This is a genomic window from Caulobacter sp. DMC95 (genome assembly GCF_056313785.1).
In genome coordinates this window covers 419,197-434,818 of record NZ_JBQUZP010000003.1, presented here as the reverse complement: position 1 = coordinate 434,818, position 15,622 = coordinate 419,197, and the positions used below count along the sequence as shown (strand labels likewise).

The following is a 15,622-nucleotide window of genomic DNA, read 5'->3' as shown; positions in this document are numbered from 1 at the left end:
GGACCTCACTTCACCCCATAAGCCTTGGCCTGACGGCCAGCGAGGGCGACCAGGTCGCCCATCTGGACGTTTACGTCGATCAGGTGCAGGCCCCAGTCCTTCAGCGTGACCGGGCCGACGACCACGTCGCCGCTGATCTCGTCGGTGCGCGGATCGGTCGGGTCGGCGTTCACCTTGACCGACAGGTAGGTGAAGTCGCCCTCGGAGACGCACTTGGCCGACAGCAGGCCCGGCATGGAGACGAACGGCGTCGAGACGGTCACGTCCTTGGCGAACGGCTTGGGCGCCGCGCCCGACACCGCGCCAAAGCCCTTGGCGCTGAGGTAGGCGTGCAGCGGCGCTTCATCCGTTGACGCCTTGCCCGCCAGCAGGGCGGCGGGATTGACGCAGGCTGAGCGGCGGCCCTCGGCGTCGGTCTTGCCAAAGCGGCTGTTGGCCGGCGGCGGGCTGGTTTCGCGGAACGAGACATAGCTCACCAGGCACCCGGCCTGGTCGGCCTTGTCGCAAAGCGGGATCGAGCCGTACTTGCCATCGACGACCGGGGTGTTCATGCCGATGACATAGGCGGCGATCATCTGCTTCTGGGCCGGCTTGCCGTCGATTTCGTTCGTGAGCAGACCCTGCAGCATCCGTGCGCCCTGGCTGTGGCCCATCAGGATCACGCCGCGCCCCTTGTTTTCGGTCTTCAGGTACCAGTTCCAGGCGTCGCGAACATCGCTATAGGCCAGGGCGGCGTCACCGGGGGCGCCTTGACCCATCATGACCGCGCGCAGGGCCGCCAGGGTCACCTGGCGGTACATCGGCGCGAACACCCGGCAGGTCGAGGCGAAGCGCGCCAGCTGCTGCTCGACCACCCGGCGCTCGGCCTCGTCGATGCTCATGTCGCTGTTGCCGCCGGGATCGGTCGACACCGTCGGATAGACGTAGAAGCAGTCATAGGCCGGCGCTGTCGCGGCCTTGAACGTCTCGAACGAGGTCTTGCCGTCCGATTGAATGATCGTCGTGGTCTGGTCGACGGCGCAAGCGTCGGCGCGGCCGGGCAGGCACAGCCACGACTCGGGCTTGCCGTAGTCGTTGGGCGTCGGCGCTGCGGTCTGCGCGTTCGCTGCGCCCGCCAGCCCCAGGACCGCCATCGCCGCAAGGCCCGTCAAAGTCCGCTTCATCCTGGTTTCCTCCCACGCTCAAACGCTCGTTTGGGCGCGACAATGATCAAAAGAACGACGCCCGCCAAGGGGGCTTGGCCCGATCATTGCGCGACGGCGAAGCCGCGTCCCGGTTCGGGACGGCCAGCCGGAGCCTGCGTGTGGTGATCAGCTTCAAGACCCTTTGCCGCCTGGGCGTCGCCGCGCTCGCCACACTGTCGCTCGGCGTCTCGCCGGCCCTGGCCGACGGCTTCCCGGGCGCGCCGACGCGCAGCCCAGTCCCAAAACAGGCCACGCCCAAGCCGCGCACCAAGATCGTCTATGTTGACCGCCCGGTCGTCGTGGAAAAGCGCGTGCCCGTCTATATCGACCGCCCCACCACCCAGATCGTCGAGAAGGTGGTCGAAAAGCCGGTGATCATCGAGCGCCCGGTCGTCGTCGAAAAGCGCATCGAGGTTCCGGTCGAGAAGCTGGTCGAGGTGCCTGTCGAGAAGAAGGTCTACGTCGACCGCACGGTCGAGAAGAAGGTCTATGTCGACCGACCGGTCGAGAAGAAAATCTATGTCGACCGCGTGGTTGAGAAGCGGGTCGAGGTCCCCGTCGAGAAGATCGTCGAAAAGGTCGTGGAGAAGCCCGTCTACGTCGATCGGCCCGTGCCGACGGACAAGCCCGGCGAGGTGGTCGAGAAGATCATCCAGGTTCCGATCTACGTCTATGTCGATCGCCCGGTTGCGACGCCGTCACAAGGTTGCGCTCAGCCCTGCGGTTATGTCGAGCGTCCCGCGCCGTGCGCCAGTTCCTGCGGATATCCGCAGCCGGCTCCGTGCGCCAGCCGTTGCGATATCCATTGGCGGCCCGCGCCGCCTTCCAGCTGCGGTCATCCTTGCGGACCGATCCAGGGCCCGCCGCCTTGCGCTAACCCTTGCGGCTACGGTGGGGTGATCCAGCATCGCGAAGAACGCTATGAAGAGCGCTCGTCTTACGATGAACGCCATGACGGCTACGCCGAGCTTCCGCCTCTGCCGTTGGGCTATCTCGGCAGCGCCTCGGGCGGTCGCGGCGGTGGATATGGCGGGGTTGGCCTGGTCGGCGGCGGCGGTTGGCGCGGCGGCGGCTTCACCGGCGGCTCGGCGTCTGCGAGCGCTTCGGCCACCGCGTCGGCGACGGCCTCGACCTCAATCCGCATCGGTGGTGGCGGGGGCGGCTGCTCGGGCTGCGGCGGCAAGAAGCGCCACTAATCCCTCAAAGCGACAGCCAGCGGCGCGGGTTCTTGTCGCCCAGCGCCCGCGCCTCGCCGGGCTTGAGGCCCAGGTCGCGCATCCGATAGGCGACGATCTCGCGCAGCGCCTCGACCGGCTCGTGGCCGCCGACGGGGCTTGAGGCTACGGGGCCCGCGTTCATCGCCAGATCCACGGCGGTCCATTCGGCTTGGGCCCGGTCGGCCTTGCCCACAGCGAAGTAGTGGCGGACGGGCGCGCGTTCGCCTGGGACCTCGACCATCACGCCGATGACCCAGCCTTGAACGATCAGATCGGCGTCGGGGCGCTGGCGGAACATCCGCGGGATGTAGCCTTGCGGGAAGGTGTCCGAAAGGGGCTCAGCCGATCAATTGAAACGCCGCCTGGCTGATCAGGCCCAGCGCCAGCCAGGCGCCCAGGCCCAAAAGCACGACTGACGCCCGCACAGGTCGGCGACGATGCTGTGAAGACTGCAAACGCACATACGCCATGGACGCCTCCATGCCCTGATTTCCGAACAAGAGGTTAACGCCGGACGTGGCCCTTGGCTCCGCGACCCATTGACCCGGCGAGGGGGCGTATCCGCCTATCGACAGGCTAAAGGGGCGTGGCCAGCCCCTCACAAGCAACTCCATTCCGCCAAAGAAAAAGGGCGGAGCCTTTCGGCTCCGCCCTCATCCATTCAGCGTTTGAGCTGACCAGACTTCCTTAGAAGTCCATGTCGCTGCTCTGGATCGGCTGGGCCGATCCAGATCTCTTTGGGAGATGGGCGACTTTATGGACTTCCTTAGAAGTCCATGTCGCCCATGCCGCCGGGCATGCCGCCCGGGGCGCCGCCGGCCGAGGCCTTCTTCGGGGCTTCGACGATCGCGGCTTCCGTCGTGATCAGCAGGCCGGCCACCGAAGCGGCGTTCTGCAGAGCGGTGCGGACCACCTTGGCCGGGTCGATGACGCCGTCGGCGACCAGGTCGACATACTGCTCGGTCTGGGCGTTGAAGCCGAACGAGCTCGAGTCGTTTTCCAGGATCTTGCCGACCACGATCGAACCTTCGACGCCGGCGTTTTCGGCGATCTGGCGGATCGGGGACTGCAGGGCGCGGCGGACGATGGCGATGCCAGCGGTCTGGTCATCGTTGTCGCCGGTGACGCCGGCCAGGGCCTTGGAGGCCTTCAGCAGGGCCGTGCCGCCGCCCGGGACGATGCCTTCGTCGGCGGCCGCGCGGGTCGCGTTCAGGGCGTCGTCAACGCGGTCCTTCTTTTCCTTCACTTCGACTTCGGTCGAGCCGCCGACGCGGATGACCGCAACGCCGCCGGCCAGCTTGGCCAGGCGCTCTTGCAGCTTTTCCTTGTCGTAGTCCGACGTGGTGTCTTCGATCTGGCGCTTGATCTGGGCGATACGGGCCTCGATGTCGGCCTTCTCACCAACGCCGTCCACGATCGTGGTGTCGTCCTTGGTGATCGAGACCTTCTTGGCGCGGCCCAGCATGTCGAGCGAAACGTTCTCGAGCTTGATGCCGAGGTCTTCGCTGACGACTTGAGCGCCGGTCAGGATCGCGATGTCTTCCAGCATGGCCTTGCGGCGGTCGCCGAAGCCCGGAGCCTTGACGGCGGCGACGCGCAGGCCGCCACGCAGCTTGTTGACGACCAGCGTGGCCAGGGCCTCGCCTTCGACGTCTTCAGCGATGATGACCAGCGGGCGGCCCGACTGGACGACGGCTTCCAGCACCGGCAGCAGCGGCTGCAGCGACGACAGCTTCTTTTCGAACAGGAGGATCAGCGGCTCTTCCAGCTGAACTTCCATCTTGTCGGCGTTGGTGATGAAGTACGGCGACAGGTAGCCGCGGTCGAACTGCATGCCTTCGACGACGTCGAGTTCGGTTTCGGCGGTCTTGGCTTCTTCGACGGTGATGACGCCTTCGTTGCCGACCTTGTCCATGGCCTTGGCGATCATCTCGCCAACTTCCTTGTCGCCGTTGGCCGAGATGGTGCCGACCTGAGCGATTTCAGCGTTGGTGGTGACCTTCTTCGAGGAAGCCTTGATGTCCTCGATGGCGATGGCGACGGCCTTGTCGATGCCGCGCTTCAGGTCCATCGGGTTCATGCCGGCGGCGACCGACTTGAGGCCTTCCTGGACGATGGCCTGGGCCAGGACCGTGGCGGTCGTGGTGCCGTCGCCGGCCTTGTCGTTGGTCTTCGACGCGACTTCGCGGATCATCTGCGCGCCGAGGTTCTCGAACTTATCCGACAGTTCGATTTCCTTGGCGACCGAGACGCCGTCCTTGGTGGTGCGCGGAGCGCCGAACGACTTTTCGATGACGACGTTGCGGCCCTTCGGACCCAGGGTCACCTTCACCGCGTTGGCGAGGATGTTGACGCCGCGCAGCATGCGGTCACGAGCGTCGGACGAGAAATAGACGTCTTTGGCGGCCATTTCGGATGCCTTTCTGGAAAGAGGTTAGATTTGGAGAGCGTCGGAAGACGAAGGAGGCCTTAGGCCTCGACCACGCCCAGGACGTCGCTTTCCTTCATGATCAGGAGGTCCTGACCGTCGACCTTCACTTCGGTGCCCGACCACTTGCCGAACAGGATGCGGTCGCCAGCCTTGACGTCCAGGGCGACAACTTCGCCCTTGTCGTTGCGCGCGCCGGGGCCGACGGCGACGACTTCGCCTTCTTGCGGCTTTTCCTTGGCGGTGTCGGGGATGATGATCCCGCCCTTGGTCTTGGTTTCTTCTTCGACGCGCTTCACGAGGACGCGGTCGCCCAGGGGACGAAACTTCATGGTGTTCTCCGTCGGAACGGTTTGAAATAAGAACTCGTCGGCCTCGGGGAGCGGGGCTGTTAGCAGTCGCTTCCCCTGAGTGCTAACGACGCCGGTGAGTTAGGCGCCGGGCTTCGGGGAGTCAAGGACGCGGCCCGCGAACTTTTCGCGAAAGCTGCGAGGAAAGGGCTGCGATGTTCGATCATGTGGGCCTGGGCGTCGTCGATTTCCAGCAGTCGACGGCGTTTTACGACGCGGCCCTGGCGCCGCTGGGGATCCGCCAGCTGTATGTCGTTCCCAAGGAATTCACCGGCGGCGTCGATGCGGTTGGCTATGGACGCGAGCGGCCGATGTTCTGGATTTCCGGGCAGGACGCGACCCAGGGCAAGCTGCACGTCGCCTTCGCCGCCCAGACCCGCGCCGAGGTCGACGCGTTCTACGCAGCGGCCTTGAAGGCGGGCGGGCGCGATAATGGGGCGCCCGGACTTCGCCCTCATTACGATAGAGACTATTACGGCGCATTCGTGCTGGATCCGGACGGCTTCAACGTCGAGGCCGTCTGCCGCGCGCCGGACTAGATTCAGGTCTCCACGGGAGTTTCCGCCCTATGTCGAGCTACGTCCTGTCGCTGCTTCTGGCCGTGATCGCTTGCGTCATCGGCGGCACGCTGGGCGGCATGATCCTGGCGCGACCGGCGACGCTGCTTGAGGCGGCGGGTCTGTCCGAAGACGGCACGCCCAAGCCGCCGCTGTTCGCCGAGGGACGCGCCCTGGGCGGGGTGCTGATCGCCTCGCACGGCGTGGCGGCGCTCTATCTTGGCTATCAGCCCCGGATCGGCGCGGCCATGGCCCTGGCCCTCGCGCTCGCGTGGCTGGGCGCGGCTGTGGGGCGTGCGGTGTCCTTGGCGCTGGACGGCGACGCCGGGCGCTACAATCGCGGCGCGCTGCTGTTCAACGTGCTGATCGGGGTGACCTTGAGCCTGCCGTCGTTCCAGATCGGCAAGGTCGTGCTACGCGGCGCTTTGGGGCTGGCTTAAAGCGCGCCCTCGTGGGCGAGCAGCCACCGTTTTCGTTCGACCCCGCCCGCATAGCCGGTGAGCGCGCCGTTGCTCCCGATCACCCGATGGCACGGCGCCACCAGGCTGAGCGGATTGGCGCTGTTGGCCGCGCCCGCAGCCCGGATCGCCAGAGGCTTGTCCACGCGGCGGGCCAGTTCTGAATAGGGGATGGTCTGACCAGCGGGGATCTTGGTCAGCGCCGTCCACACTGTCTGCTGAAAGGGCGTCCCGCCTGTCCGCCAGCTCAGGGCGGTCAAGGCGTCGGTCACGCCATCGAAGTAGCGTGTGAACGCCTCCTTGATTGCTGACGGCGCAGGTCCGCTCTCCATCGCAAGCTCGCCATAGTGCAGCCGCGCCAGGCGCCGCATCCGGGGCTCGAAGTCATGGAAGTCTACGGCGCGCAGCAGGCCGGTCTCGTCGGTGACAATCAGCAGGTCGCCGATGGGGGAGGGAGCGCGGTCGAGAAAGAGGCGGGCGGGGCGGGTCATGGGGCGAAGATCGCCGAGGTCAGCGCCGCTGTCCGCCCGGATTTTGCGGCTGGCTAGATCCTCCCCCCCAAGGGGGGGCGGCCGAAGGCCGGAGGGGGAAGTTCTGCAGAGCCTGCTTCTTCCCCCTCCGTCGTCTCTTCGAGCCGACACCTCCCCCGTGAGGGGGAGGATTTGAGAAGACTACCGGATCCCCGGCACGTGCAGGGCGGCTTCCTTCTCGGCCTTCTGCTTGTACATCAGGTCGCCGTACTTGCTGTATTCCATGCGGGCGATCGTGCGCTGGTGCACCTCGTCCGGACCGTCGGCCAGGCGCAGAGTGCGGATGCCGGCATAGGCCTTGGCGAGGCCAAAGTCGGTGGTCACGCCGCCGCCGCCGTGGGCCTGGATGGCGTCGTCGATGATCTTCAGGGCCAGGCGCGGGGCCGCGACCTTGATCATCGCGATCTCCAGACGCGCCGACTTGTTGCCGGCCTTGTCCATCATGTCGGCGGCCTTCAGGCAGAGCAGGCGGCACATCTCGATGTCGATGCGGGCGTCGGCGACGCGCTCTTCCCACACCGAGTGGTCCGAGACGTACTTGCCGAAGGCCTTCCGGCTCATCAGGCGCTGGCACATCTTTTCCAGCGCAACTTCCGCCGTGCCGATGGTGCGCATGCAGTGGTGGATGCGGCCGGGGCCGAGGCGGCCCTGGGCGATCTCGAAGCCGCGGCCTTCACCCAGCAGCAGGGCGTCCTCGATCGGCACGCGCACGTCCTTGAGGATGACCTCGGCGTGGCCGTGCGGGGCGTCGTCATAGCCGAACACCGGCAGCATGCGGACGATCTCGATGCCCGGGGCGTCCAGCGGCACCAGCACCTGGCTCTGCTGGGCGTGGCGGCTGGGGTTGTCGGGATCGGTCTTGCCCATGACGATGGCGACCTTGCAGCGCGGATCGCCTACGCCCGAGGACCACCACTTGCGGCCGTTGATCACATAGTGGTCGCCGTCGCGCTCGATGCGGGTTTCGATGTTGGTGGCGTCCGAGGAGGCCACCGCCGGCTCGGTCATCAGGAAGGCCGAACGAATCTCGCCGTTCATCAGCGGGCGCAGCCACTTTTCCTTCTGCGCCAGCGTGCCATAGCGCATCAGCACTTCCATGTTGCCCGTGTCGGGCGCCGAGCAGTTGAACACTTCCGAGGCGAAGCCGACCTTGCCCAGCTGTTCGGCGATCAGGCTGTATTCCAGGTTGGTCAGCTGCACGCCTTCGAACTGGAAGGTGTCGTCCACATGGGTCTGGCCGCTGTGCGGCGGCATGAAGAAGTTCCACAGGCCCGCGGCCTTGGCCTTTTTCTTCAGGTCCTCGACGACCTGAACGACCTTCCAGCGCTCGGCGCCCAGGACGTTCATCTCGGCCTCATAGGCCGGGATCGCCGGATAGACGTGCTCGTCCATGAACGCGGTGACGCGATCCAGGAACGCGCGTTGTTTGGGGGAAATGTCGAAGTCCATGGCCGTTCCCTCTACCCGCTTATTTCGGTGTCAAACAGTTGTTTGAAGCATTAGTAGACCGGCTTTCCGCGGGCGGCAAGCGGGCAGGAAGACGTACGTAGCGGCTGGTGCGCGGCTTTCGGTTGTCTTGACGCCGATCATCGCCGACAACGTCGCCATGCTGAACCTGACCGCCGACATCCTGCAGGGCCGCTACGTACGGCTCGAACCCGTCACCGTCGATCATCGCGACGAACTGAAGGCCGCCATCGACTGCGATCCCGAGAGCTGGGAGATCATGTCGGTCAACGGCTGTGGCGAGGGCTTCGAGGACTTCTGGGGCGCGCTGCAGGGCGAGACCGACCGGGGCGAGCGGATCGGCTTTGCGATCCGGCGTCTTTCCGACGGCAAGGTCGTCGGCACCTCCAGCTATCTGAACATCCGGCGCCTGCATGGCGGGCTCGAGATCGGCGCGACCTTCCTCAATCCCGACGCGCGGTCCGGTCCGGTCAATCCGGAGAGCAAGCGTCTGATGCTGGGCCACGCGTTCGACAAGGCCGACGCAATCCGGGTGGAACTGGTCACCGACGTACGCAACGCCCGCAGCCAGGCGGCGATCCTGAAGCTGGGCGCCACGAAGGAGGGCGTGCTGCGCAACCACAAGGTCACCTGGACGGGCCATATCCGTGACACCGCCGTGTTCTCGATCACCGACTACGACTGGCCGGCCATTCGTGAGCGCCTGGAATTCCGCCTGAGCGAAACGTTCGCCTGACCTTGCGTCAATCTGGCGCGAAGCTGGCGTAACAATACTTTCTCAACAAGCTTGGCCATGAATGCTGGTCCATGGCTGGAATGGCTTGTCTACGCATTTGCATCGAACATGGCGCGCGAAGCGTCACGCTTGACGGCGTCACGCCGGCCAAGATCGACAAGGTCGCCTCCGGCTATATCGATGTGAACTGGCGTGCGCCCCGCCGACATGGGCGCGTGGGACCCGGGGCCTATGTGCTGATCGATCCCGGCGCTGACACCCTCAACGGCGAGGAGCTGCGCCAGATGGCGGCGGAGCTGCAGGTGCATCTGTTTGGCACCCAGGGTCAGCAGGACCTCTGCATGCTGACCTTTGAGGGCGACGAAGAGCAGGTCCTGAAGTTCACCACGCTGCCGGAAGAAGAGCTTCTGGCGATGCGGGGCGGCAGCGAGCCGCCGCCGCCGGAAGGCCGCACTCGGATTGTCAGTCAGGACGGCGTCCGGGAGCTCGCGCCCTGGGGATCGACGCCCCGCGTCGTCGCCGAGCAGGCCCAGGCCGACGCGGCGCCGGTCCGCCTGGGTTGGCGCGGGGTCTACAGCCTGCCCACCCAGAGGTTTGAAGCCAGTCAGATCCAGCCTTTCTTGAAGCCTGGCGAGGCCGAGCCCCAGAACGACGCTGATTTCCTGGATCGCGATCTCTTGGCTCTGGATCGGGCGGTGGCGGCTCTGGAGGGCGATCCGCGGCTAAGGGCCTGGGTTGGCGTCCGGCTTTGGAGCGTGGCGCGGGGCGGCTTGCGGGACACCTGTCGCGAACGCTTTTCGGCCATCCCTGACTCAGTGCGCGAACGGCTGGGGGCGATGGTCTATGACGCGCCCCGCGACCTGCCCTTCTCGACCATCGGACCTTTGCGGGAGCTGGTGCAGCCGTTCTTCGCGCGGGTGGGGTTGTGCGTGAACGATCCGGGCTTTTACGTCCAGGCCCTTCCGGACGCCCTGGCGCATTGCGTGATCTTCCAACTGCCGGAGGAGGATGAGAAGGCGCGGATGCTCAAGGCTCACCGCTTTCTGTCGGCGCGCAGCCAATATGTCGCGCGTAAGATCCGGGTTGGGCTCGCGGGCGTCAAAGCGCCGCGCGAACTGGAGCTGGCCCGCAAGATGGGCGCGCACATCGTCAAGGGACCGCTTGTCAGCGCGCTCTTCTCTACGCCCGTCGCCGATCAGACCTTACCGCTCACTGAGTTGCCGCTGCGCGCTTGACATCCCGCCGCCAGAGACGTTTCGCCGCAAGCCGCTTCACGCGCCTCAATCTCCCCAATCTGGGATTTCTGTAAGGCTTTGAAATAAATACTATTTCTTGTATTCAATCGTTTTCAGCAGCGCAAAAAAAATGGGCTGAGGCTGTGCGAAAGGCGGCTTCTCCCTAACGAATTGTCGAGGAATGGCGGCGCATGCTGCGCGCATGACGGCCATCGCCTGCCTTCGCATCCTGTTCACCGCCGACGGCGACATGCGCCCCGGGGATATGCCCAAGCACAAGGCGCAGGGCGTGGCGGACGCGTTCCTGAAGGCCAAGTGGCGCGCGCCGCGTAAATGTGGGGCCGTCGCTCCGCTGGCGTTCGTGCTCGCCGATCATCGCGCTGATCAACTGGACCCGGCGGAAGTGCAGGGTCTGGCGGTCGAGCTCGAGAAGACCCTGTTTCCCAACCGGCCTATCGGCCAGATCGCCCTGATGACCTTCGAGGGCGACGAAACTGCGGTCCTGCACTTCTCGGCCCTTTCGCAAAAGGAACTGGCCGCCCTGATGGCCGGCGAGGGCTACGGCGGTGAGCCGGGACGGATTCACGTGGTGACCGCCGACGCGATCAAGCCGATGCCGGCCACGCGCGAGGAAGCCAAGGTCTACGCGGCCGAAAAGGCCAAGGCCGCTGAGGTTGAACCGCCGCCCGTCAAGGCCAAGCCCGCCGCCAAGCCGGCGCCCGCCGCCGCGCCTGCGCCGACCGCCCCCAAGGCTGTCGCGCCAGAGCGACCGGCCGATACGGGCTGGTGGGGCGTCTACGATCTGTCCCAGTGCGTCTTCATCGGCTCCACGATCGCCATGCGCGCCGATCTGGTCGAAGCGCCGCCCGAGGACGACACCAAGCTGCTGAAGCGCGACCTCGTGGCGCTGACCGACCTCCAGGCCGCGCTGAAAACCGCATCATTCGGCGAAATCCAGGCGTCGTTCGGCTTCTGGAACCTGATCACGCCCGCCTCGCAGGAGTCCTACAAGGCTCGCCTGTCGCGCTATCCCCTTGATGCGCGCCCCCGCCTGACCGCGTCGATCTACGGGGCGCCGCGCGAGGCTTCGATCGGCATGCTGCAGCAGATGCGAGCCCTGCTGTCGGGCGCGTTCGCGGCGATGGATCTGCGGATCACGGACCCGACCTTCCCGGTCCAGGGCTTGCCGCCGGAGCTCCTCGAAAGCATCACTCTGGTGTTGGCGGGCGAGACCGAGCATGAGCGTCTCAAGCAGATCCTCAAGTTCGTCGAGCGTAAGTCCGCCTATGCCGCCAAGGGCGTCATGCAGTGCGTGGCGAACGTCACCTCGCCCGTGGAGCTGGAAGCCTGCAAGGCCGCCGGCGTCGTCCGCGTTCAGGGACCGGCGGTCACCGACCTCATGGACAAGCCTGTGGCGGTCGCCGACGGCGCGCCCGCCGCCCTGGCCAAGAGCGCGGCCTGACCACGAAACCCGACGCTTGACCCTCACGCCACGTCAGACCTGATGGCTCTCGTCATTGAGAGGGAAGGTCGCGTTGAACGTCTACACGGTCAAACAGATGGCGAGGCTTTCGGGCGTCTCGGTGCGTGCGCTGCACCACTATGACGCCATCGGCCTGCTTAAGCCCCGCGCCGTCGGGGCTAACGGCTATCGCTACTACGATCGCCAGGACCTGCTGCGCCTGCAGCAGATCTTGTTCCATCGGGCTCTGGAAACGCCGCTGAAGGACATCCAGGCTACGTTGGACCAGCCAGGGTTCGACCTCGCCGCCGCCTTGCGCGCCCAGCGCGCGCGACTGGCGGCGGAGGCCGAGCGCTACGCCCGGCTGGTGGACGTCGTCGACCGCACCCTCGCCGACCTCGAAGGAGACGAGACGATGGATGACAAGATGCTTTTCGCGGGCTTCGACGCCGAGAAACAGGCGGGATACGAGGCCGAACTGGTCGAGCGCTATGGCGAAGAAGCCACCCGGCGCATCGCCGACGCTAAGGCGGGCATGAAGACCTGGGGCAAGCAGGACTGGTCCCAGTTTCAGGAAGAGGCCAAGGCGATCGAGCACGATCTGTCCAAGGCCTTGAGCCAGGGGTTGCCGGTCGACAGCCAGCCTGTGACGGCGATCATGCGTCGGCACTGGGCCTGGATTGGCAAGTCCTGGAACCGCGAACCCACCCCGGACGCCTTCGCCGGACTGGCGCATCTCTACGAGGACAATCCGGAGTTCACCGCCCGCTACGAGTCCATCGCGCCGGGCCTGACGACGTATTTCGCCGAGGCGATGCGGGTGTTCGCGCGAGCGCGAGGGGCCTGATCCGATCTTTGATCCGGGGGGCTCTACGACCTCACGTCCCGAACTGGGTGAAGGGCACGCGGTTGAAGAACTCACGCTCGACGCCGCGCGGATCGTCCTCCAGCCGCGAGACGGTGTCGAACACCATCGTCTGGCGGCGGGGCAGGGTGTAGGGCTCCCACTTGGGCAGGGCGCCGCCGTTCGGGTCGCCCGTGCGGGCGAAGGCGATGAAGGCGTCGCTCATGGTGTTGGACATGGCCACCGAGTCCGGGCCTATCCCGACGATCGAGCCTTTGGCGTCCAGCGTGCCGAACACCAGCCCGATGTCGATGGTGTGCGGCGCGCCGAAGATCCCGCCTTGGATCGGCGAGCGCCAGTTGACCTGATAGGCGTAGGCCGGCGCGCCGGCGCGGGCCCGCTCTTCGTCCTGGATGATCGCCGCCTTCCAAGAGCGCCCCGCCGTGGACGCGGCGAAGAAGACGTCGGCCGGCGAATAGTTCGGATAGGTCTGGCGGTAGAAGGCCACCACCGTCTCGGGATCGATGTCGATGCGTGCGGCGAACTGCCCCGGCAGCCGGGCGATCACCTCGTCCCAGGTCTGGGGGAAGGCCTTGGCGTCCCAGCCGATGAAGCCCTTGGTCTCGTCGTGGGTGTTCCCGACCATCATCGGGATCGACAGGCTCTGGGGCGCGGCGTCGGGGAAGAACGGGTGGCGGGTCAGCGACCGCTGGTCCAGCACCGGGCCCATATAGACCCCGCCCGCGCCGGCGATCGGATCGACCGCCTTCAGCCCCGCCAGCATCTCGGCGGCGGGCAGGGCGCGCAGGGCGGCCAGGTCCTTGATCCCCAGCTTGTCGAGGAAAGCCTTGGCGCGCTTGGTCGCGTTGAACGGGCCGCCGACCGTGACCTGTTGGCCGCTCATGGTGGCGGCGCGATGGAACAGGCCCTTGGCGGCGGGCATGGCCATCAGGGTGGCGATCTTGGCCCCGCCGCCCGACTGGCCAAACAGCATGACGCAATCGGGATCGCCGCCGAACCTGGCGATGTTGTCGCGCACCCACTGCAAGGCGAGCACGAGGTCCAGCTGTCCGACATTGCCGCTGTCAGCGACCGACGGATCGTTGAACAGCCGGGCCAGATAGAGATAGCCGAAGGCGTTCAGGCGGTGGTTGACGGTCACCACCACGACGTCGCCGCGCTTGGCGAGCTTGGTTCCCTCATACCAGGGGCTGGCGCCCGACCCGCCATTATAGGCGCCGCCGTGGATGTAGAACATCACCGGCCGCTTGCCGCCGTCGGCCAGACCGGTCTTCCGCGAGGCCTTGGCTGGGGTCCAGACATTGAGGAACAGGCAGTCTTCCGAGAGGGTCTCGCCCTCCTCGCCCTTGCCGGTCTGCATCGAGGCGGGGCCATAGGCGAGGGCGTCCTTCACCTCGGCCCAGGGCTGCGGCCCCACTGGCGGCATGAACCGCCGCGCCCCGCCGGTGTCGGCGCCGTAACGTAGGCCCTTGAAGACGCAGACCCCGTCCTGGACGTAGCCGCGCACCTTGCCGTTCGTGGTCGCCACCACGGGCGAGCGCGCTTCGGCGGCAAAGCCTGCGCGGGGCAGGACGGCGTAGCCGGCTGTGGCGGCGGCGCCGGTGATCAGGGTGCGGCGGGTGGCGGGCATCGGGTTTCCTTCGGCGCTTTCTGACGAGCGGTCCGAAGCGGTATCACGGGTGACACCGGTGACAATCCCTTTGTCGCCGGGTGGCTAGCCCAGCGCCTTCACCGCCGCCGCGTGCTCGGCGATCACCGCCAGGGTCGAGGCGTCGGCGTCGAAGACGCCGAACAGGCCCTGTTCCTCCTGAGGCGGATCACCGACATAGCTCTTGTCGCCCTTCTTGAACCAGGCGTTCGGCTGCTGGGCGCGGCCCTCGCCGTTCCAGGCCCAGAAGTTGACGCCCGCCGTCGGCCCGCCGGCCTTCATGTCGGCTAGGGCCAGATCCAGCATCGTCTTGTAGAAGCGGTCGCGATAGGTGGTCGGCGAGCCGGGCGCGAACTGGCGGCCGTCGCGGATCAGACCAAACTCCTCGATGGTCAGCGGCTTGTTCAGGCGCTTGGCCAGGGCGATGTGCTGGGCGACATAGTCGCGGCACTTCTGCTCGCCCGCCTCATAGGTCGAGGGCTGGTCGGTCATGCTGATCCAGCCCCAGTTGTTGGGCCAGATGTGGATGGTCATGTAGTCGATCACCGGCGGGGCGTGGGCGTCGACGACGCAGGACTCCAGGCCCATGCAGCCCATGGTCCCCTCGCTGCCGGTGGTGACCAGATGCTGGTTGTCGAGGCGCTTGATCAGGCTGGCGGTGTCGCGGATCCAGGCCTGATAGGCGGGCATGTTGCTCTTGCCGAACGCGTCCGAGCCGCCGGGGCGCGGCTCGTTGGCCAGCTGCCAGGCCATGATCGTGGGATCATCGCGATAGGGCTTGCCGGTGACGGTGCTGACCCGGCTGACAAGGCTCGTCACATAGTGGCGGAAGAGGGCGTTGGCCTTCTGGTTGGCGTAGAACCGCGCCGAATAGTCGGCGTACTGGGGCCACGGATGGGCGGGATCTCCCTGCTGGAACCAGGGACCGTCGCCCGCCCAGTTCAGATAGGCCGGCATGCCGCCCGACCAGTCCCAGAAATTGTTGACGTAGATGACCGCCTTCATGTCGCGCTGGGCCATCTCGGCCAGGGTGACGTCGAGGCCCTTCAGCAGGTCGGCGTTATAGTCCTCGCCCGGGCCTCGGAAGGTCGGGTCCATGGCCACCTTGGCCGGCGATTGCTCGCCCGCGCCGAGGATGCGCAGGTTGGTGACGCCCATGGCCTTCAGGCGATCGAGCTCTCGGCGCAGGCGGCCAAGGTCGCCATAGCCAGCCGGCGCGCCCAGCCAGGCGGCGTACCAGACATTGGTCCCGGCGAAGCGATAGGGCTTGCCGTCCAGGCTCAGCCGGCCGTCCTTGACCGTCACGAAGCCCTTCGGCGGCGTAGGCGCCTTGGCCGCGCCGATCGCAGGCAGGGCCGCTGCGGCGGCGATCAGGTGGCGGCGGGAAAGGGTCATGGCGTCCTCCGGCGAACCTCTGCGGGGCTCTCGGCGGGTAACATGCCGCGCGTTGATAGCGCTAACAACGGAAAGCTCCCCGACAGCGTC

General features: G+C 66.5%; 16 protein-coding genes and 1 pseudogene. 8 read left to right on the top strand and 9 right to left on the bottom strand.

Features of this window, described 5'->3' with window-relative positions:
• Window positions 1–5: 5 nt before the first annotated feature.
• Window positions 6–1,163, bottom strand: a complete 1,158-nt coding sequence (locus ACT53N_RS10135; protein WP_476063769.1) for a DUF3089 domain-containing protein — start codon at window positions 1,161–1,163, stop codon at window positions 6–8.
• A gap of 143 nt (window positions 1,164–1,306) precedes the next feature.
• Here ACT53N_RS10135 and ACT53N_RS10130 point away from each other — a divergent pair, with 143 nt between their 5' ends.
• On the top strand, window positions 1,307–2,380 hold the full coding sequence (locus ACT53N_RS10130; RefSeq protein WP_476063880.1) for an IMCp domain-containing protein: 1,074 nt from the start codon (window positions 1,307–1,309) through the stop codon (window positions 2,378–2,380).
• Between the two features lie 4 nt (window positions 2,381–2,384).
• On the opposite strand, the gene ACT53N_RS10125 is transcribed toward ACT53N_RS10130, so the two are convergent.
• From ACT53N_RS10125 to groES, 4 genes are all read right to left on the bottom strand, one after another.
• Entirely contained in the window at window positions 2,385–2,699 is a 315-nt protein-coding gene (locus ACT53N_RS10125) for a hypothetical protein (RefSeq protein WP_096032523.1), read from the bottom strand.
• Window positions 2,700–2,739: 40 nt separating this feature from the next.
• Window positions 2,740–2,871 (bottom strand): hypothetical protein, encoded by a 132-nt coding sequence (locus ACT53N_RS10120; RefSeq protein WP_476063768.1) that lies wholly within the window; start codon window positions 2,869–2,871, stop codon window positions 2,740–2,742.
• Window positions 2,872–3,167: 296 nt separating this feature from the next.
• Window positions 3,168–4,811, bottom strand: coding sequence for a chaperonin GroEL (gene groL, locus ACT53N_RS10115; RefSeq protein ID WP_310214683.1), 1,644 nt, complete (start codon window positions 4,809–4,811; stop codon window positions 3,168–3,170).
• Window positions 4,812–4,870: 59 nt separating this feature from the next.
• Window positions 4,871–5,161: a co-chaperone GroES gene (gene groES, locus ACT53N_RS10110; protein WP_013080760.1), complete on the bottom strand. Its 291-nt coding sequence runs from the start codon at window positions 5,159–5,161 to the stop codon at window positions 4,871–4,873.
• Between the two features lie 173 nt (window positions 5,162–5,334).
• On the opposite strand from groES, the gene ACT53N_RS10105 reads away from it, so the two are divergent.
• Both ACT53N_RS10105 and ACT53N_RS10100 read left to right on the top strand, forming a co-directional pair.
• The gene (locus ACT53N_RS10105; protein WP_476063767.1) at window positions 5,335–5,718 is read left to right on the top strand and encodes a VOC family protein; all 384 of its coding nucleotides are present in this window, start codon (window positions 5,335–5,337) and stop codon (window positions 5,716–5,718) included.
• A gap of 29 nt (window positions 5,719–5,747) precedes the next feature.
• Window positions 5,748–6,176, top strand: a complete 429-nt coding sequence (locus tag ACT53N_RS10100) for a DUF4345 family protein (protein WP_476063766.1) — start codon at window positions 5,748–5,750, stop codon at window positions 6,174–6,176.
• Here the strand turns inward: ACT53N_RS10100 and ACT53N_RS10095 are convergent.
• Window positions 6,173–6,685, bottom strand: a complete 513-nt coding sequence (locus ACT53N_RS10095; RefSeq protein WP_476063765.1) for a methylated-DNA--[protein]-cysteine S-methyltransferase — start codon at window positions 6,683–6,685, stop codon at window positions 6,173–6,175. The two genes, ACT53N_RS10100 and ACT53N_RS10095, sit on opposite strands and share 4 nt — an antisense overlap.
• Before the next feature lie 63 nt (window positions 6,686–6,748).
• Between ACT53N_RS10095 and ACT53N_RS10090 the strand changes: the two are divergent.
• Window positions 6,749–6,857, top strand: a pseudogene (locus ACT53N_RS10090) (hypothetical protein); the annotation flags it as partial.
• Window positions 6,858–6,865: 8 nt separating this feature from the next.
• Here the strand turns inward: ACT53N_RS10090 and ACT53N_RS10085 are convergent.
• Complete coding sequence (locus tag ACT53N_RS10085; RefSeq protein ID WP_476063764.1) at window positions 6,866–8,173, bottom strand: acyl-CoA dehydrogenase family protein; 1,308 nt, start codon at window positions 8,171–8,173, stop codon at window positions 6,866–6,868.
• 157 nt (window positions 8,174–8,330) lie between these two features.
• Here ACT53N_RS10085 and ACT53N_RS10080 point away from each other — a divergent pair, with 157 nt between their 5' ends.
• The 4 genes from ACT53N_RS10080 (at window position 8,331) to ACT53N_RS10065 (ending at window position 12,471) form a co-directional block, all read left to right on the top strand.
• A complete protein-coding gene (locus ACT53N_RS10080) occupies window positions 8,331–8,927 on the top strand; it encodes a GNAT family N-acetyltransferase (RefSeq protein ID WP_476063879.1) in 597 nt (198 codons plus the stop codon).
• 71 nt (window positions 8,928–8,998) lie between these two features.
• Window positions 8,999–10,162 (top strand): hypothetical protein, encoded by a 1,164-nt coding sequence (locus ACT53N_RS10075; protein ID WP_476063763.1) that lies wholly within the window; start codon window positions 8,999–9,001, stop codon window positions 10,160–10,162.
• A gap of 202 nt (window positions 10,163–10,364) precedes the next feature.
• Window positions 10,365–11,624 (top strand): hypothetical protein, encoded by a 1,260-nt coding sequence (locus ACT53N_RS10070; RefSeq protein WP_476063762.1) that lies wholly within the window; start codon window positions 10,365–10,367, stop codon window positions 11,622–11,624.
• A 73-nt stretch (window positions 11,625–11,697) separates the two neighbouring features.
• Window positions 11,698–12,471 (top strand): MerR family transcriptional regulator, encoded by a 774-nt coding sequence (locus tag ACT53N_RS10065; protein ID WP_476063761.1) that lies wholly within the window; start codon window positions 11,698–11,700, stop codon window positions 12,469–12,471.
• A gap of 31 nt (window positions 12,472–12,502) precedes the next feature.
• Here the strand turns inward: ACT53N_RS10065 and ACT53N_RS10060 are convergent, their stop codons facing one another.
• The gene (locus ACT53N_RS10060) at window positions 12,503–14,119 is read right to left on the bottom strand and encodes a carboxylesterase/lipase family protein (protein WP_476063760.1); all 1,617 of its coding nucleotides are present in this window, start codon (window positions 14,117–14,119) and stop codon (window positions 12,503–12,505) included.
• Window positions 14,120–14,203: 84 nt separating this feature from the next.
• Window positions 14,204–15,532 carry a glycoside hydrolase 5 family protein gene (locus ACT53N_RS10055; protein ID WP_476063759.1) on the bottom strand — a complete coding sequence of 443 codons (1,329 nt, stop codon included), beginning with the start codon at window positions 15,530–15,532 and terminating at the stop codon, window positions 14,204–14,206.
• Window positions 15,533–15,622 lie beyond the last annotated feature (90 nt).